The 18,929-nt window shown below is 49.9% G+C and carries 17 protein-coding genes; 11 read left to right on the top strand and 6 right to left on the bottom strand.

The genetic code is table 11. The features are described from left to right. Positions 1-20: 20 nt before the first annotated feature. From IE094_RS13080 to repA, 4 genes are all read right to left on the bottom strand, one after another. Positions 21-1,325 (bottom strand): UDP-glucose dehydrogenase family protein, encoded by a 1,305-nt coding sequence (locus tag IE094_RS13080; RefSeq protein WP_189641155.1) that lies wholly within the window; start codon positions 1,323-1,325, stop codon positions 21-23. Positions 1,326-1,505: 180 nt separating this feature from the next. Beyond that, positions 1,506-2,738, bottom strand: coding sequence for a plasmid replication protein RepC (gene repC, locus IE094_RS13075; RefSeq protein ID WP_229802333.1), 1,233 nt, complete (start codon positions 2,736-2,738; stop codon positions 1,506-1,508). A 189-nt stretch (positions 2,739-2,927) separates the two neighbouring features. Further along, positions 2,928-3,935 (bottom strand): plasmid partitioning protein RepB, encoded by a 1,008-nt coding sequence (repB, locus tag IE094_RS13070; protein WP_189641153.1) that lies wholly within the window; start codon positions 3,933-3,935, stop codon positions 2,928-2,930. A 1-nt stretch (position 3,936) separates the two neighbouring features. Further along, the gene (gene repA / locus IE094_RS13065) at positions 3,937-5,115 is read right to left on the bottom strand and encodes a plasmid partitioning protein RepA (protein ID WP_189641152.1); all 1,179 of its coding nucleotides are present in this window, start codon (positions 5,113-5,115) and stop codon (positions 3,937-3,939) included. A 355-nt stretch (positions 5,116-5,470) separates the two neighbouring features. Between repA and IE094_RS13060 the strand changes: the two genes are divergently transcribed. Continuing rightward, a complete protein-coding gene (locus tag IE094_RS13060; RefSeq protein ID WP_189641151.1) occupies positions 5,471-7,900 on the top strand; it encodes a YjbH domain-containing protein in 2,430 nt (809 codons plus the stop codon). Next, positions 7,897-8,529, top strand: a complete 633-nt coding sequence (locus IE094_RS13055; RefSeq protein ID WP_189641150.1) for a YjbF family lipoprotein — start codon at positions 7,897-7,899, stop codon at positions 8,527-8,529. Before IE094_RS13060 ends, IE094_RS13055 begins: the two co-directional genes overlap by 4 nt. Before the next feature lie 9 nt (positions 8,530-8,538). Here IE094_RS13055 and IE094_RS13050 read toward each other — a convergent pair whose 3' ends face one another. Beyond that, a complete protein-coding gene (locus IE094_RS13050; RefSeq protein ID WP_189641149.1) occupies positions 8,539-9,549 on the bottom strand; it encodes a nucleotidyltransferase family protein in 1,011 nt (336 codons plus the stop codon). 159 nt (positions 9,550-9,708) lie between these two features. Between IE094_RS13050 and IE094_RS13045 the strand changes: the two genes are divergently transcribed. The 4 genes from IE094_RS13045 to IE094_RS13030 all read left to right on the top strand — a co-directional run bounded on the left by IE094_RS13045 (position 9,709) and on the right by IE094_RS13030 (position 12,868). After that, on the top strand, positions 9,709-10,497 hold the full coding sequence (locus IE094_RS13045; RefSeq protein WP_189641148.1) for a class I SAM-dependent methyltransferase: 789 nt from the start codon (positions 9,709-9,711) through the stop codon (positions 10,495-10,497). A 132-nt stretch (positions 10,498-10,629) separates the two neighbouring features. After that, a complete protein-coding gene (locus IE094_RS13040; protein WP_189641147.1) occupies positions 10,630-11,295 on the top strand; it encodes a ZinT family metal-binding protein in 666 nt (221 codons plus the stop codon). Between the two features lie 68 nt (positions 11,296-11,363). Further along, positions 11,364-12,587: a zinc metallochaperone GTPase ZigA gene (zigA, locus tag IE094_RS13035; RefSeq protein WP_189641146.1), complete on the top strand. Its 1,224-nt coding sequence runs from the start codon at positions 11,364-11,366 to the stop codon at positions 12,585-12,587. Continuing rightward, complete coding sequence (locus IE094_RS13030; protein ID WP_308429223.1) at positions 12,584-12,868, top strand: DUF6525 family protein; 285 nt, start codon at positions 12,584-12,586, stop codon at positions 12,866-12,868. Before zigA ends, IE094_RS13030 begins: the two co-directional genes overlap by 4 nt. A 40-nt stretch (positions 12,869-12,908) precedes the next feature. Here IE094_RS13030 and IE094_RS13025 read toward each other — a convergent pair whose 3' ends face one another. After that, complete coding sequence (locus tag IE094_RS13025; RefSeq protein WP_189641145.1) at positions 12,909-14,081, bottom strand: winged helix-turn-helix domain-containing protein; 1,173 nt, start codon at positions 14,079-14,081, stop codon at positions 12,909-12,911. A 177-nt stretch (positions 14,082-14,258) separates the two neighbouring features. On the opposite strand from IE094_RS13025, the gene IE094_RS13020 reads away from it, so the two are divergent. From IE094_RS13020 to IE094_RS13000, 5 genes are all read left to right on the top strand, one after another. Continuing rightward, positions 14,259-14,693, top strand: a complete 435-nt coding sequence (locus IE094_RS13020; RefSeq protein WP_189641144.1) for a hypothetical protein — start codon at positions 14,259-14,261, stop codon at positions 14,691-14,693. Further along, on the top strand, positions 14,686-14,892 hold the full coding sequence (locus IE094_RS13015) for a LapA family protein (RefSeq protein WP_189641143.1): 207 nt from the start codon (positions 14,686-14,688) through the stop codon (positions 14,890-14,892). Before IE094_RS13020 ends, IE094_RS13015 begins: the two co-directional genes overlap by 8 nt. A 123-nt stretch (positions 14,893-15,015) precedes the next feature. Further along, positions 15,016-16,023 carry a TAXI family TRAP transporter solute-binding subunit gene (locus tag IE094_RS13010; RefSeq protein WP_189641142.1) on the top strand — a complete coding sequence of 336 codons (1,008 nt, stop codon included), beginning with the start codon at positions 15,016-15,018 and terminating at the stop codon, positions 16,021-16,023. A 72-nt stretch (positions 16,024-16,095) separates the two neighbouring features. Then, positions 16,096-18,273 carry a TRAP transporter permease gene (locus IE094_RS13005; RefSeq protein WP_229802332.1) on the top strand — a complete coding sequence of 726 codons (2,178 nt, stop codon included), beginning with the start codon at positions 16,096-16,098 and terminating at the stop codon, positions 18,271-18,273. A gap of 138 nt (positions 18,274-18,411) precedes the next feature. Next, positions 18,412-18,789, top strand: a complete 378-nt coding sequence (locus IE094_RS13000) for a lipocalin-like domain-containing protein (protein WP_189641141.1) — start codon at positions 18,412-18,414, stop codon at positions 18,787-18,789. The last annotated feature ends 140 nt before the right edge of the window (positions 18,790-18,929 follow it).

Here is an 18,929-nt window from a genome sequence, read left to right as displayed (position 1 = left end):
TCCCGCTATTGGGCGTACCTTTAGCGACCTATTGATTCATATTCAACAAATCCCGCAGAAAATACGTCATCGCGGTTATAAATATTGCGCAGGTCGGCCATCTTGGCGGTCTTCATGCTTGTGGCTAAACGGCTCAGGTCAAGTGCGCGAAATTCGTTCCATTGGGTCAGGATCACAATCAAATCTGAATCTTTGACGCATTCATAAGCATCCAAGTGCCATTCAACATGGGGTAACAGCTCTTCGCCTTCATTGCGCCCTTGTGGATCAACCACATGCACATTCGCACCACCACCAACCAAGGCTGGAACAATTGTTAACGACGGCGCATCGCGCATATCATCGGTATTTGGCTTAAAAGTTACGCCCATCACGGCGATTTTCTTGTTACGAAAGCTACCATCACACAAATCGCGAATTTTTTCGATCATTCGGCGTTTGATTTCTTCATTCACTTTGATCACCGTTTCAGTGATCTGCATCGGCACCGCATGTTCTTGGCCGATTCTGGCTAAGGCCTTGGTATCTTTGGGAAAACACGACCCACCATAGCCTGGACCCGCATGTAAAAACTTGTTCCCGATACGCCCATCAAGCCCCATGCCATGCGCGACTTTTTTCACATCGGCACCGGTTTTTTCGCATAATGCCGCGATTTCGTTGATAAATGTGATTTTCGTGGCCAAAAACGCGTTTGCGGCATATTTTATCATCTCCGCACTTTCTAAATCGGTCCGCAGAATTGGGAAATCACGCAAATAAAGCGGGCGATAAATATCAGACATCACACCTGCCGCGCGATCCGATTCAACGCCAACCACCACACGATCAGGTTTCATGAAATCCTCGATCGCGGCACCCTCGCGCATGAATTCAGGGTTTGACACCACATCAAATTCCAAATCTGGCCGCGTTTCTTTAATCACCTCTTTCACCTTGCGATTGGTGCCAACGGGAACTGTGGATTTGGTGACCACCACCAAATAATCCTTGGCAATCTGTGCAATCTCTTTTGCCGCCGCCATCACGTAACTTACATCCGCATGCCCATCACCGCGACGCGTTGGTGTACCCACAGCGATGAAAACCGCATCGGCATCCAAAACCGCATCTTTGAGTTCTGTGGTGAATTTCAATCGCCCAGATTTCACGGATCGTTCCATAATGTCACGAAGCCCGGGTTCATAAATTACGATATCACCAGCGTTCAAACGTTCGATCTTGCTTGGATCCTTGTCAACACAAACGACATCATGTCCAAAATCGGAAAAGCAAACACCAGATACCAACCCCACATATCCCGTGCCAATCATTGCTATTTTCATTATTCAATTCCTTAAAATATTTAAATTCATCGCTCGTTCGTGCGCAGAAAAATTGCGCATAAGAATCTCATATCCCATTGTTAGTTCAAAACCCGATATTTTCCTAAACCAAAAATCACAGAACTTCTAAACAGTGAGAATTGGCACGGATTGCAAAGTTGACAGCTGTCAACTCTTTCATCAGGCAACATTTTTATCACCACCATTCAACAAGGCCATAACCATGGGTCCGGGTGAAAATGCGCCGTCTTCGGCTTTTTGGGTAAGAGCACGCAGATATCCACCTGGGCTGTGAATTTCGGTGATTTTTTCTAACATACAGGCCAAAACAATTGCCGCGTTTTCCACACCCATCGCAATTTGTGCTTTGCCCCAAGCATCAGGACTGATCCCCATCATTGATCGAACAAAATGCGCCGTGGCGACAAAGTCATACCAATTGTTCACCCCATCTTTGGCATAGTTCTGGATTTCTCCACATGTTTTCAAAACCAGGGGTAACGGTAATTTGGGTGCTTGCGGGTTTAACTTTTCGCTGCGCTCTCGATGTTTATCCAGCGTTTCAATTTCTGGATGCTGCCCGTCCGCCTTTTCCTTATCTAAGGAAGGTTCAAAATCATAAGAGTCTTTATTTGAATTCTGATAGTGACGCTCATTATTGTTGTCGCTGCCGCTCATTTTATTTGTTTTTGATGTTTTGCCCATACCCAACATATCGTGAATAACACCCGTCAGCGCAGCCAATTTGCGGCGAAGATCGTTCAGTAAATCGAACGCCAATTTGCGGCGCAAGACCTTTGCGTATTCCGTGGTCAGGCTCTGAATGCTCTCCCAGTCGTGTTTTGCGTATTCCTCTGCGCCGTATTCAGCCAGCTTCGTAGCGTCGCGCAACATCACGCTGCATTCTTCGCGTACGCGGCGGTATGTTTCTGCTGCTGCGCGGGTTTCGCGGGCGCGATCGGTGATTTCCGTCGCACGAATGAGCAGGGGGCGTAGATTAAAGCCAAAAGCACGGGTAATATCACCAGAGGCGTCCTTGGCCGCGTATCGTTTGCCGTTAGGGCTATCATGGCGCAAGATAACGCCAGCGCCCGTCAGCGCGGCTAAATGGCGGCGTAGGGTGCTTTCTGCCATGCCGTGGGCGCGTTCTGACAACGCTTTGTTGGATGGAAAGACCACCAGATTGTCATTATCGGACAAATTGCGCCCCTGATGAAAGCTGAGCAGGGCGTTCAGAACAGCCATATCCCGATCAGATAGACCATAGGACAGACGTGCCACGCATAGTTCACGAAACAATTCCCATTTATCAAAATGCGCGACATCGGATTCGCGCGTAGCCAGCATCTGATTTTCGATCAGATCAGCCGATACCGGCCGCTGCCCAAAGGGCGTCGTTGAAATAATCTGCATATTTTTTTTCACGAGACAAAACTTTTTCGCCCGTCGGAATCGACAGTAGTTGACAGCTGTCAACAATTTGCGCTAAGTCGGAGATGCTACAACACCGAATAGGCCTGTTAGGATGTTACATTCTGATGGGCTTTTTCTTTGGTTTCGTCGAATTCGTGCTCCTGTTTTTTGTTTTTGTTAATGCTCGGTTTATTCAGCGTTCGCTTTCCAGCGCGCGTGAATTTCGGAAATATGTTCAACCAACCATTCATCAAAACCGTCGGTTAATTCGTTGTTCATCGTCATGGTCATTTTGCCATTGCCCCAAGAGGCCTCGCCAATTTGCAAACCTTCGGTGGTTTTAAGAGGGGTGCGGGTGCTTGGCTGTTTGCGCGGCTGTTTTGCGCCTTGATCGCGGGTGAGCATTTGAAACAACGCATCAAACCGTTTGTCCGAGGTTTCCGCACCTGAAAAATTGATCACAGAAATCGCTTCGTTTGCATCATATTCGCGTGCCTCAAAAGCATTGGCGAGCGCAAGCCAGCGATCACGCCCCACATTTGGTGCGGCACCAATGCGTTCGATCACCTCTACAGGCAGGCGTTCAACGATGGATAACATCCGTGAAATCACGGTTTTATCGATATGAAGCGCATCGCACATGGTTTTGCGCGCATAACCACCGTCTTGCATTTGGCGGGCAAAGTTTGCCTTTTCAATAAAGCTAAGATCCTTACGTGCGGTGTTTTCCTGACCCTGGGCCATGATCAACGCATCATCATCTAGATCACGTATCATGGCCTTAACATTGAGGCCAAGATCACGAAGCGCAAGCACACGGCGGCGGCCATAAACGATTTGATAGCGATCGGGATCATCGGGGTGAGGGCGCACAAGCACGGGCACTTGCTGACCATAATCGCGAATAGATTCCATCAAAGCATGATGTTCATCTTCGACATAATCAAGCCGGTCTTGCACACCGCCCGCATCAATCAAGAATGGGTCAATATCACTGACCGATCTGGACTTGAGATCAGCAATTGATTGGCTGACCGCACCAATTGCACCTTTGGTATAGCGTGATCGGGCAGGGGTTGGCGATGCCGGTTTATTGACAGCATCAGCATTGGATGTTTCATCTGGCGCGTCGTCCTTTGGCGCCGCTTTTGCGGGCTGGTCGTCCATCAATCCTTGTAACAGATTTTTACGTGCCATTTTATCGTCCCCATGCTTGCTGGATCAAATCCTCGATTTCGCCATTGACGGCGTTCAAACTTTCCATTGCGCGTTCATATGTAGCGCGGGTGAATTGGTTTTTTTCAACCTCGTAAAGCGTTTGTTTGGTAATCCCCGCATCGGAAATTGCCGTTGATTTCAACACAGTATGGTTCAAAACATGATCGCCAAACATCGAGCGCATGAATGAAACCATCTGATTTTGCGGCCCATCGCCCGGTTCATACCGCGTCACCACATAACGCAACCAATCATAAGACATATCGCCCCCCGCATCGGCGACGACGCCAAGGAGGTTTGATGTCATCAACAAGAACTGGCACATCGACATCACATCCAACATCTGTGGATGCACCGTGACCAACACGGCGGTGGCTGCCGACAGGGCAGACATGGTCAAAAAGCCAAGCTGTGGTGGGCAATCAATCACCACCAGATCGTAATCGTCTTGGACGGATGCCAAAACCTCGTCCACGCGGGTGAAAAATAGCGTGCCATCCTTGCGCGCCAAGGCGGCAGGGGTTTCATGTTCAAATTCCATCAAATCCAAATTGCCCGGAATGATATCCAAATTTGGGAAATAGGTTTTGCGAATGATTGTTTTCAATGGGACGGGATCATCATAACGAATGGCATCGTATAACGTGCCCCCATCCAACAGATCGAATTCGGGCTGAAACCCGTGAAGGGCGGAAAAACTGGCTTGTGGATCAAGATCAACGGCCAACACGCGATACCCATCGAGTGCCGCCTTTTGCGCCAGATGCGCGGATGTAGTGGTTTTGCCCGAACCACCCTTGAAATTGATCACGGTGATCACCTGAAGATGATCGCCATCGCGCCGCCCTGGCAGGTATGTGCCGGGTGTTTTTGCACCCTTTTCCAGAAATTCACGTAATTCTTGGATGTCTTGTGGGGAATAATAGCGCCGCCCACCTGTACGGATTTCGGGGCTTGGGCCTTTGCCGTCCAGATCAAGTTTGCGCAGATAGGCATCTTTGACACCGATTAAATCGGCGGCCTCGCCGCTGGTGAATTTGCGCAATTCTTTGGTGGCATTTGGTGGAAACAATTGTTCACGATGCGCTTGTAAGCGTTCGGATAATTTTTCTGCGTGTTCACCGACCAATACATCGATGCGCGTTTGGCCTTTTGCCATTACACTGTCCCTGCCTGTTATTCCGTGGCTTTGCGCCTTATTGGAATGAATTACTGCCGTTTTGCCATCACCGTTGTTACGGTAACAATCGTTTTATTCTTTTATTAGCGTAATTAAATGCAGGGTAAAAGGGATTCGAGCAAGCGTTTTTTCACCATATCATGTGGTTTGGCGGGAATCTGGCGCTATTTTTGCGAAAATCGCGCGATTTTGCGCGAAAACACATGTATTTACCCCCCATCCACACCATTTATTTGCGAATCGACGCAAGACACTGGCATTTTTACAAAATCTGAGGCATGGGGATGTGAGTTAATGTTTTATGAATTTAGATTGTTAGATACAGGATCGTCTTTTGCGCCGCTTTATCACAAAATCCTTTCCCAGCTTGTCGCATTTCGCGACCATGTTTGCCGCGCTAACAATCGCACCCATGGCCAGCGCACAATCAGGCGCACCTGTCACGCTCAATAATTATGGCAATGCGGGTTTGATTGACATGCCGTCGGGGCAATCCATGCCAGAGGGCACGATTTCCGCGACCAGTTCGTTATTCAACAAGTCATTGCGCAACACCGCAACATTTCAAATCACTCCGCGTTTGGCGGGATCGTTTCGCTATTCATTTGTGCCTGATTTTATCCCCGGCGTCGGGAGTTATGTACGCCCTGAATATTATGATCGCAGCTTTGATTTGCGCTATCAGTTGATGTTCGAAGGTGAGTATCGCCCCGCGGTTGCGATTGGGTTGCAAGATTTCGCAGGCACTGGGATTTTTTCGGGCGAATATATCGCCGCCACAAAAACCCTACGCCCCAATTTGCGCGTGACCGCTGGTTTGGGCTGGGGGCGGCTTGGCAGTTATAACAGTTTTTCAAACCCGTTTGGCGCGGATACCCGCCCCAGCACCCTGTCCACTGATGAAATCAGCGGGCGCCCACAGGCCGATGTTTGGTTTCGTGGACCCGCGGCCGCATTCGCAGGGGTTGAATGGGCGCCACAAGCCGTGCGTGGTTTGGTGTTAAAAGCGGAATATAGTTCCGATGATTACGCAAATGAAAATGCGGCGAATGTTGGATATTTTGAACACAAAACCCCGTTGAATTTCGCCGCAGAATATCATTTCAAATCAGGTAGCACCTTGGCGATGAATGTGATTGGTGGCACCGAGGTCGGCTTGCGGTTTTCCACGAGCATCGATCCGCGCAAACCCCGCGCCATTGGGCGTGAAGAAGCACCATTGCCAATCCGCGTGCGCAATGGGCAATTCGATCAGCGCCGCGCGATTTTTGGCGATGTGATTGATGGGCAATCCGCACAGGCCGGATACACGGACGCAATCCCCGCCGCCGAAATCACTCAATCCCCGAGCGGTGTGCGCATCGCGCGCATTCGCGACAATTGCGGCCCCGCAATGGCCCGCGAATTGGATGCACAGGCGGGTGTGGTTGATTTGGTGATTTTTGAAAATAACGCAGGTGGTGCAAATTGCACGGTGGTGTTGCGCGATGCGGGCGCCACATATGTGCAAGCGCTGAGCAAACCTGCGATTGCGAATGGCGCAAGTTTCGACCATGACGCGAACCAAGCCGCGATATCAAAGCTGAACGCATTGATGAAAACCGACGCGATTACGGTGGAAGCATTGAGCGTGAACGCAGGGCGAGCGCATCTGCGCATTCGCAACGATCGGTTCGATGCACCCGCACAGGCAATCGGGCGCGCGGCGCGTGCGATGACCCATGTGATGCCCGACAGCGTGAGCGAATTTGAAATCACGGTTTTAGAGCAGGGTTTGCCAGTATCCACCACACGCCTGCAACGGCGCGATTTGGAACAGTTGCAGTTTGATTCAGATGGCGCATGGAAATCGTATGTGCGGGCACAGATAGAACCAAGCGATGTGGGGCAGGGGGATCTGACCTTTGCCGATGGATATTACCCAAAATTTTCCGCAGGTTTCGCGCCCTATATCGCGACCAGCCTGTTTGACCCAGACAATCCAGTGCGCGTTGATCTGCGCCTGCGTGGGTATGCGCATTTGGATATTGCGCCGGGGCTGAGCCTGAACGGGTCGGTGTCCAAACGCATTTACGGGAATATTCACCATACCACCCGCGATTCAGATTCCGTGCTGCCCCGTGTACGCACCGATTTGAACAAATACCAAGCACAAAGTGATCCAACCATTGATCGTTTAACTGCGGATTATTTGTTCAAACTGTCGCCTGATATTTATGGGCGTGTCACCGCGGGCATATTGGAACCCATGTATGGCGGCCTGTCGGCAGAAATTTTATATAAACCCGTCGCAAGCGATTTTGCGGTTGGTGCGGAAATCAATTGGGTCAAGCAACGTGAATTTGATCAGCTATTATCGTTTCGCGATTATGAAACCGTGACAGGTCATGCGTCCGTTTATTGGAACATGGGCAATGGATTTCAAAGCCAGTTGGATGTCGGGCGGTATTTGGCGCGTGATTGGGGGGGTACGCTTTCGGTTGATCGCGTTTTCAAAAATGGCTGGCGCGTTGGGGGATATTTCACCCTGACGGATGTTGGTTTTGATGATTTTGGCGAAGGCAGTTTTGACAAAGGGTTGCGGGCAACCATTCCATTGTCGTGGTTCACCGGGCAACCCCATCGCAACAAATATAACCTGTTGATCCAACCCATCGTACGTGATGGCGGGGCGCGGGTGAATGTGCCAAACCGATTATATCCTATTGTCAGCGGCGTTGATCGCACAGAGCTGCGCAATAGCTGGGGAAGGTTTGCGCGATGAAACAGATATTTGCGATCATTGCTCTGATATTCATCACCGCCTGTTCTGGCCCCACTGGCGAAAAAATTGCCAAGGCAACGGGGTTCGATGCATTGCGCCCTGCACCCGTAGTATTAGCGCCCGACACCATGCAATCCATTGATCAACTGGCCGGGAAAAACCGCGATGTGATCCGTGTGCGCCGCCCCAATACCGATGGGCAGAGCGACATGGTGGCGATTGCCGATAACAACGGTTATCGCAGCTATACCACCACCACGCGCCAAACGATTACATTGCGTTCTGGTGTAATTGTGCAAACCCAAGGCTTTGGTCAAGATTTGGCGGCGTTCACCCAAACCACATTCAATTTATTGAGCGACATTGATGCCCATACACGCGTGCATAAATTCCTGAACGGTGAACGTGAAATTGAAACCATGGTGTTTCGCTGTATCCGCATCAATCGCGGTGTTGATGAATATGGGGCAGGGGCGCAAAAACAACGTTTGATAGCGATTGATGAAAATTGCCGCAATGAAAAATATAGCTATGACAATCTGTATTTCATCATCCCAGGCACCAATAGCGTGGCGCGATCAAAACAATGGATATCGCCCGAAATTGAATATCTGCGGGTTGGTGGCTGAACCATCCGATCACAGATTGTCCAAGATTTTTTTCGTCTCTGGCATTCGGTTGAGCGAATTTGCGATATGGTCGCGCCATCGTGGGCCAACCTCTGTGGCCTGCGCATAAGCATGGGCCAAATCATCTGGGCGATCCTGCGCCATTGTTGCGATCAAAAACGCGGCCTGTTCGCGATCCTTGGCTGATTTTAGGCTCCCATCACCATCGCGGCGGCGATCCGCGACAATCAATTTGTGGATGGCATAGCGTTCGGGGCGGGGCACCTGTACCAAGATACCCGCGCGATATATCGCCGCCGCATGGATCGGTTCGGCGATCAAGAAATTGAGGTAGTTCAACGCCTGTGCATCCACACCCAATGCGGGCAATTCACGCACCGTTTCATCACCAAATGCCGGGGTCAGGAATTCAACCAACTGTCCGCTGCCCCCCTGTTCCCAACGCCACGTGCGGCGGGCATCCATCCCAGGCAACGGTGTGAATTTCAAGGCCGAGAATGTTTCGGCCAGCGCTGGTTCAACCTGATCTTGCAATGCAACGCTCAGCTTTTCGAATTGGGCGATGTCGATATCGCCGGTGTTCGCCATCCCCCCCAAAGGCAGACGAATGCCAAGTTCGCCCTCGTACAGGCGAAATGCATTTGTGCCAACGATTGTACCCCCAAGACGGAATGTTCCCGCATCCGCCATCGCGGACAGGATCGACCCCGTGGCGCGATCAGTTGGTGTCATGCCCTCAGCCCGTAGCAATCGCACCAGACGCGCACGTTTTGCCTGTCGTTCCTTTGCGGTTTTGCGCAGCTCTTCAATGCTATCAATGCGGGCGCGGATTTCGTCATTGTCTTCGCCGATATAGAAAAATCGCATATCCACCCCAACGCGGCGCGCGGCGTACCAATATGCCTTGTCGCCACGTTTTTTCAAGGTTGGCTTGCCTTTGACACCCGACATTGCATCGTCTTTTAACAGGCGCACAAGATCGGTATATGCACTGGTTGCGATGCTGCTGAGGGGGGTCATGCCTATCACTTTCTGTTTTTGCTTGGCACACTTATACCTATCAAAAGATTAAATTGATAGGCACAAGTGAAAATACGGGTGAAATTGGCGTTAACTTGACGGAAATGATACAGTTAACGTAGGTTTTTGGAATTGTTGATCACATATAGGGGATCACGCATGTCATTTCAGCTTACTGGGAGCGGCCCAGAAATTTATGAAAATACGATGGTGCCATTGTGGTTTGAACGCTGGGCCAAAGCATTGTTAGCGCAGGTTGCGCTGCAATCTGGTGAACGTGTTTTGGATGTTGCCTGTGGCACAGGTGTGACCACACGCATTGCCAAACGTGATGTTGGTGATGGGCGCTTTGTTGGGTTGGATATCAACGCGGGCATGATTGAAAAGGCGCGCACCCTTGCCCCTGATATGGATATTGAATGGATAGAGAGCGATGTTGTTGGCACCGCGTTCAGATCAAATGATTTTGATGCGATTATATCCCAACATGGATATCATTATTTCCCAGATCAGCCCGCAGCATTGGCTGAATTTCATCGCCTGCTTGCCCCATCGGGGCGCATTGCGATGTCAATTTGGGATGGGCATAGCCCTTATACCCAAGCGTTATGCGCCGCTGTCGAAACCCATATTTCGCCTCAAATCGCCGCCAAACAACGCAGCCAACGCGAAACGCCATCAGCGGATGAATTGATTGCGCATTTGCGTGATGCAGGGTTTCGGGATGTTGAAGTCATACGCCAAGAATTGGCAATCAAAGTGCCATTGGCGCGCGAATTTGTGCCACTTCATCTGGGATCAATGCCAATTGCAGGCGCGTTTCAAAGCCTTGCCACATCGCAACAAGAAGCACTGATCGAAGATGTTGAGCAACGCCTTGCCGCGTTCGTTCAAGGTGATCAGTTGGTGTATGTGGATGTGGTGAATGTGGTGGCAGGGGTAAAATAACAGACGTTGCGCATTGTCGCAGTATTTCAAAACAGCCGTTGTTGTTTTTCCATGATTGGGTTACTTGCTATTTTTGTTATGATATAACATAACGAATCAAAAATAGTTCGAACCATTCAATGGAGAATTCAAATGCAATCGACACGCGTGAAACACATCTGCGCCCTTGCTCTGGGTGCACTTATTGCGGTGAACATGCCGCTTGTTGCGCAAGAAAAAGCCGAAAAAACGAAAACACATGATCATAAGCACAGCCATGATCACAATGATGAAGACATCTACAAAGGTCTCTTTAACGACGATCAGATCAAGCCACGCGAACTGTCCGATTGGGCAGGGGATTGGCAATCGGTTTACCCGCTGTTGCGCGATGGGTCATTGGATGAAGTGATGCGCCACAAGGCCGAAAATGGCGACAAGACATTCGATGAATACAAAGCGTATTACACCACGGGTTATGAAACCGATGTGAACCGAATTTTGTTTGAAGGCGACACCGCAACATTTTTTCGCGCGACAGGTCCTGTGCAAGGCCAATATGAAAACGACGGGTACGAGGTTCTGACATATGACTCTGGAAGCCGCGGTGTGCGGTATGTGTTCAAAAAGGTGGCTGGCGATGCCGATGCCCCAGCGTTTTTCCAATTTAGCGACCATCGCATCGCCCCTGCGATTTCCGATCACTACCATCTGTATTGGGGCGATGATCGCACCGCATTGCTCAGCGAATTGACAAATTGGCCTACGTATTATCCCGCCGATTTATCGCCAGATCAAATTGTCGAACAGATGCATTAATCACACCCGTCGCGGCGTCTACATCAAATTGGCGCCGCGATAACCCACTTTTATAAGGTCAAAAAATTATGAATTCCAATGATCAACGCCTGCCTGTGACCGTGTTGTCTGGTTTCCTTGGGGCAGGGAAAACAACGCTTTTGAATGCTGTGCTGAATAATCGCGATGGACGGCGTGTTGCGGTTATTGTGAATGACATGTCAGAGGTTAACATCGACGCGGATATCATCCGCGACGGTGGTGCCGACCTGAGCCACACAGATGAAAAGCTGGTGGAAATGACTAATGGTTGTATTTGTTGCACCCTGCGCGATGATCTGTTGCAAGAGGTAAAACGTTTGGCGGCACAGGGACGGTTTGATTATCTGTTGATCGAATCCACCGGCATTTCCGAGCCACTGCCCGTGGCCGCGACCTTTGATTTTCGCGATGAAAATGGCGTGAGCCTGTCGGATGTGGCGCGCCTTGATACAATGGTGACGGTTGTTGATACGGTCAATCTGTTGAACGATTATTCCAGCCATGATTTCCTGCGCGATCGCGGCGAGGTTTTGGGTGATGAGGACAACCGCACATTGGTCGATTTGCTGGTTGATCAAATCGAATTTGCCGATGTGGTTATCCTCAATAAAATCACAGAGGCAGGGGGGCATAAACTGGATGCTGCACGCAAAATTATCACCGCGTTAAACCCCGATGCGAAATTGATCGAAACCGATTTTGGCGCGGTGCCCCAAGATCAAATTTTCAACACAGGGCTGTTTGATTTTGATACCGCACAGGATCACCCATTATGGGCCAAAGAGCTGTATGGTTTTGCCGATCATATTCCCGAAACCGAAGAATACGGTGTGGCATCATTTGTGTATCGCGCGCGAAAACCGTTTCACCCGCAAAAAATCCACGATGTTTTGAACGGGCCACTGGCGGGGGTTATTCGCGCCAAAGGCCATTTTTGGATTGCGACACGTCCCGATTGGTTGGCAGAATTTTCGCTCGCAGGGGCGTTAAGCACCGTGCGCCCATTGGGGCAATGGTGGGCAAGCGTACCAAAAGACAAGCACCCCACCCATTCCGATGCTGTGGCGTATATGGCGCGCCATTGGCAAGAACCCTTTGGTGATCGTCGCCAAGAGTTGGTCTTTATCGGCACGGGGATGGATCAAGATTGGATCACCCGCACATTGGACAGTGCATTGATTGATGATGCACAAATCCACGCACCACAAAATTGGGGTAGGTTCCCAGATCCTTTCCCAATGTGGCGTCGTGCAAACGAGGCCGCAGAATGAGCGCAATGAACCGCGTTCAGGGGTGGGGCAACACCCGCACAAGTTTAAAGCGGCGCAAAAGACAAGGCGACCCAATGGCGGATTATGATCAATTGCCCGCACCGTTGCGATCATGGCTTGCTCAGGCGGCGTTGCCGTGGTCGCCGCGATCGGCGTTGCGGGTTTGGCATCGCAGTTTGCGCGCTTGTGATGGTGATTTAAGTGCGGCAAAACAAATCATGACGATACGTGAATTTGAACGGTTAAAATCAGATCGCATTGCAATTTGGGAACAGTATTGATTTTTGGACAATGCGGCGAGGGTCAGAATTGCATACCCGATTAATTCAGCCCCGGTTGCCAATGCACATCATCCACCCCAATAAATCGCGCCAAGCGCGCCAATTCATTATGGAGTTTTTGCCAACGCGCATCTGTCCATTTGACCTGCGGTTCTGGCCAAAAATTTATCACATTGATACAGCCCGCGTTGCGATCTGCCTTTAATTCAATGCGCCCGACAAAGCGATCTGATTCAAGGATGGGGTAAACGTAATAGCCCCATTTGCGTTTGGCGGCGGGTACAAAAATTTCAATGCGGTAATCCAACCCAAACAATCGTTTCAGGCGATCACGATCACGGATGACGGGATCGAACGGATTGAGGATACGCAAACGCGATGTAGGTTTTGATAGGGTTGCGATGCGCTGTTCAATATCCAAGGGCGCGATGGCATTAACACAGGATCCATCAGCGCATTGCACCGTGACGGGCATGTGGCAATCAGAACCATTGGCCCAAGCGCGGGTTTCAACCGCGCTACTGGCATCCCAAAACCGTTGAATTTCGCCAAAAGATGCAAAGCCCAAACGATCCAGTGCATTGCGCAGCAACCAATCAAGTTGATAATCATCGGAATGATTTGCACCATACAAATCAGGCGGAAAAATATTCTCCGCCAAATCATAGAATTTGGCGAAATTTTCACGGTGAGATGTCGACAGTTCCCCGCAATACCACATATAATCCAACGCCTGTTTATGGGGTGGGCGCGACCACATCACGGATCTATCTTTAACCTTGGTATCAAAGGCGTGGGTGGACAAGGGACCTTCGGATGCGATACGTGCTTTGATCGCATCGCGGCCATCAGCATCCAGCATATTTGCAAAATAGTTGCGCGATTCAATGCGTTCCTTGTGGCGGCGAAACTGGCGTTGCCAATAGGGCAGGTATTCCATCGGGATAACGGATGCATCATGGGTGAAATGTTCAAAAATCGTGCGGTGTTTTTGAAGGTATTTATTGAGCATCACTTCACGGTAATTATGATTGCGCGACCAAATGATATGATCATGCGCACGCGCAACCACGCGAATTGTATCAAGCTGCACAAATCCAAGCTGGCGAATAATCCCCATCACATCAAGCACACCCGTGGGCGGCGTGGCCAACCCTTGGGCCGTCAGCCAAAGCCAACGCGCATCGCGGTTATTAATCTGAAACGGTGTCATATGCCCCCAACGTTTTGGATAGCTTAGCGTAACCAAATGTTTGGTAAACCCGTTTCATGCGCCAGCCCAATTACATAAGCAATACTCACATCAAGCATAATTATTTAAAGTTATAGATATAGATCTATCTGCGGTATTTTTCCAATGCAAAAGCATCAAATTGCAAAGGAGAAAAACATGATACAGCGCCCAATCAATGCTGCACCGTGTTTTGTTCAGGATATCATATCGCCAACCACAGGCCAGATCTGTGGATATAAACTAGGCGGGGCCAAGGTGGGACCAAGTGTTTTGGTTGCCGCACACAGCCCGCTTGGCACACCTGTGTACAATCAGTTGATGCAGTTAAACACGCTACCGTGGATGTGGGGGACGTTATATTTAATCTTGCTTGACCGTTTGGATGATAACAACGGGGCGGGCATGTTGAATTATGCGCCACAACAACCGTTGGACGAAATTTTGTTTTTGCCCCATATTCACCCCTATGAACCGATGCAGTCGGCCGTTCAGGATAGTTATTGGAATGTGCTGCGCCTGTGTACCAAGCTTGGCATGATTGCGGGGCGCGGTGTGAAAATGCCAACCGAAATGGGGGATAAAAATGCGTAGTTTGATCAAACAAATCAGATGGATTTCACTGGCAATTGTGATCCTTGGGGCTATCACATTTGGCGTGCAAAATGCCGCTGTGGTGGAACTGAAATTCATGTCCTATGTGTTTGAATTTCGCCGCTCTGGCATTGTTGCCATCAGTGCGGTTTTGGGCGGGTTTATCGGCTGGATGTTTGGCTATACCGCGCGGCGATAGTGGCTAAATAATAGGCAATGCCATCTGAAAACAAATAAAAGTTTGGAATCTGGCTGCAATTGTTCCAAGGTATCCGAACCTGCACGCGCAGGTATTGGGAGAATAATATTTCTGGAGGAAATTATGGCGAAGTTTTCAAAACTTGCTGCAGGCGCAGTGGTGACACTGGCGATCAGCGCCACAAGCGTTTTTGCGCAAAGCAAAGATTACGTACTTAACACCGCATCAACTGGTGGCACGTACCACCCTGTTGGCACAGCTATTTCAACATTATCAAAAATCAAATTGTTGCCAAGCGAAGGGTTTAGCCTCACGGCGGTTAACTCTGCGGGCTCTGCAGCCAACGTGCAAGCAATGGGTTCTGGCACCGCTGATTTTGCAATTTTGCAAGGGCTGTATGGATCATACGCTGCAACGGGTACAGGCCCGATTACGGAGCCACAGGCAAATGTGCGTTCGGTAACGATGTTGTGGCAAAATGTGGAACAGTTTGTAATTGCCGCTGACAAGGCCGCATCGGGTACGATGGACGATATGATGGCGATCAAAGGTATGACCGTTGGCATGGGCAGCAAAAACTCTGGCACGATCGGGTCAAACGGTGTTTTAATGGCGGGCTTGGGCATTGATATCGAAAGCGATTACGAGCTGATTTATCAAGGTTACGGCCCAACCGCGGATGCAATGTCCAATGGCCAAGCGGTTGCTGCGGGTATTCCATCGGGTGTGCCAACAGGTGCTATTACAAAATTGATGGCATCCAATGAAGGTAAGTTCAAAATCTTGGACGTCACCGAAGAACAATTGGCGGCGATGGATGGTGATCGTAAATTGTGGGTTCCATTTAACATTCCAGCGGGCACATACCCTGGCCAAGCAGAGGACGTGAACACAATCGCACAGCCAAACTTCTTGGCGGTGAACGCATCCGTGGATGAAAACCACGTTTATTTGTTGACCAAAACCATGTATGAAAACCTTGGCTTTTTGCAAGCAATCCACCCAGCAACCAAGGCAATGGCCGTGGAAAAAGCACTGGCAGGTTTGCCAGTACCACTACATGCGGGTGCTGCAAAATATTACCAAGAAGTTGGTTTGGAAATCCCTGCGCATTTGATGCCAGCAAACTAAATCCAATCAGAGACGTTATAGGGGTAGCAAGGCATCGCTTTGCTGCCCTTTTTCGCAATTTTGCAGGGGGACATGATGGAAGAAAACGAACACGAGATTATTGGGCGGGGTCATTGGCTATCCATTGATGGCGCATTTGAAAGCAAAACAAGCATTGTTATTGCCGCCTTTGCTGTCATGTTCGGCGTCTGGCATATCCTAACCAATATCTGGCTGATCGAACCAGGGTTGTGGCAAAACGCAATCCATTTCGCAGGCTTTGCGTTTTTAGCATCTGTCATTCACAGCCCGTTTTCGGGGTATAAAAACACGCCAACAACATTGGCAATTGATATTGTTTACGGCCTGATTGTTGCTGCATCCGCGCTTTGGATGGCGGGGATAGAGGATGCGCTTTATGAACGCACCTTGGCGGTGACGGGGCAGGCATGGCAATTCCAAGCATTGGATTGGATTGCCGGGTTTATCCTGATTTTCGCAGCGCTTGATTTATCGCGACGTGTTTCGGGCTGGGTCATTCCGATTTTGGTGATCCTGTCGCTGTCCTACATTCTGTTTCTGGGTGGTTATCTGCCCGGTGTATTTCGCGCGGCCAGCCTGCCGTTAAACGATGTGATGTTTCGCACCATGTTTAACGACGAGGGCATGTTTGGCATCTTGGCCAGCATTTCATCGACCAACATTACGTTATTCATGATTTTTGGTGGTTTTTTGGTTGCATCGGGTGCGTCTGACTTTGTGATCGAACTGTCCAAGATGGTGGCAGGGCGCATTCGTGGTGGCGCGGCATTTGTCGCCGTTTTATCATCCGCGCTTACTGGTACTATCAGCGGGTCCGCCATTGCCAATACCGCTTCCACAGGGGTGATCACCATTCCCTTGATGAAATCAAACGGATTTCGCGCCCGTTTTGCTGCTGGGGTTGAGGCCGCATCATCCACCGGTGGGCAATTGATGCCACCGATCATGGGGGCAGGGGCGTTTGTGATGGCCAGTTATACATCCATTCCCTATTCCACCATTGTCACCGTATCGATCATGCCGGCAGTTTTATATTTCCTGTCGGTTGCATTTATCGTGCGCATCGAGGCGGTGAAATACAACGTGGGCGATGGCCAAGATTTGGCGATTGATTACGGCAAACTAGTATCAGGTGGGTTAACATTTATTCTGCCATTAACAGTCATGATCTGGCTGTTGATGTCGGGCGTTACGCCCAGTTACGCCGCATCATGGGCGATTGCCGCATTGGTGATTGTTTCATGGGGGACATGGATTGTTGCCAAGATCTTGAACCGTGCAAATTTTCAACCCATCCTGATGGATCATCGCCGCATTACCGATGCGTTTTTGATCGGGATTAAGTCATCAATCATGACGGGTATTTTGTTGGTTGCAATTGGCATCATGAATAACGCGATTGTCACCAGCGGTGTGGGCAACGGATTTTCATTGATGATCGCGCAATGGTCACAAGGATCATTGGTGATTGCCATTCTGTTGATCGCACTGGCGTCATTGGTGTTGGGCATGGGGTTGCCTGTGACGGCGGCCTATATCATTTTGGCCATCCTGACAGCACCTGCATTGGCGGGGATCATGGCCGACGGTTTAATCACCGAACAATTGGTGGCAGGGGTCAGCGACCCGATGAAGCTGGCGATGTTTGCGCTGGTCGATAGCCCCCATGTTGCCGATCTGGCCACCGGGTTAACGCCACAGGCCGCGGGCGAATTGATGGATGCCATCCCGTTTGAGGTCGCCATAACATTGCGCCCATTGATGATCGCACCAGAGGTTCAGACCGTGTTTCTGTTAACCGCGCATCTGATCATTTTCTGGCTCAGCCAAGACAGCAACGTCACCCCGCCCGTGTGTTTGGCGGCATTCACTGCCGCGGGCATTGCAGGATCAAAACCAATGGCGACTGGTTTCCAATCTTGGAAAATCGCCAAGGGGTTATATATCGTTCCGTTGATGTTCGCATATACACCTCTTATTTCGGGTGATTTCATGCAGGTGATGCAGATCGGTATTTTTGCGCTGTTTGGCATTTATGCGTTTAACGCATTGATCCAAAATTACGCCGAAGGGCCATTGAATATTCTGTTCATCATCATGTTGATTGTGGGGGCGGTGGGGGCGTTTTATCCGCTCCACCTGATCTATAACATCATCGGTGCGGCCTTGGTTATGGCCGTGGGTGTTCTGTCGCATCGCCGTGCAAGGCAGGGGGCAGAAACCGCGTAACCCTGCACGATTTCAGATAAAACAAAACTAAATCTTAATCATTAAGCCAGCCATTTCGGTTGGCTTTTTGCATATCGTTTACCGCTCACTAACCACCCGTTGCCATCCTGATCTTGGGTGAAAAGTGAGGGTAAAATTATGCAAACCTATGATAATGGGGGCCTGCGTTCAGGTCTTCGAATAATGACGGCTGTCTGTTTGATGGCAGCAATTTCAGGATGCGCCACAACCCGCGCCGATGTGGGGCGCGATGTGGTGTTACTAAAGGGCGGGGATGGTGGTTCGGTGAACCAAACATTTCTGCGATACAATCAATGGCGCGCCGAAGGAAAGCGCATTGTTATTGATGGCAATATGATATCGGCAGATGCCTTTGCCGCGTTTAGCATGCCAAATGCGTGTTACACTATAAACGCAGTGTTTTCGCCCCATGCCGCCAGCACATTGGGGATCGTTCCACAATACCAAGCAACCGAATGGCTTACCCGTCAGTTGCCAATGCCGCTACAGAAATAATTCCGATCCAGTTTTCATTACTACAACTGGGTGACAACGGCGCATTTTGATTATGACGATTTGATCGAGGTTTGGCCCGAAGGCGCATGTTGAAACATTGGATGCGGGGGAGAGCTTGAGTATAGTTAGGTCATAACCTT

The sequence above is a fragment of the Paramylibacter ulvae genome, from assembly GCF_014652655.1.
In the GTDB taxonomy this organism is placed as follows: Bacteria; Pseudomonadota; Alphaproteobacteria; order Rhodobacterales; family Rhodobacteraceae; genus Amylibacter; species Amylibacter ulvae.
Note: the sequence above shows the minus strand (reverse complement) of the source record. Positions and strands in the feature narration are given on the sequence as shown.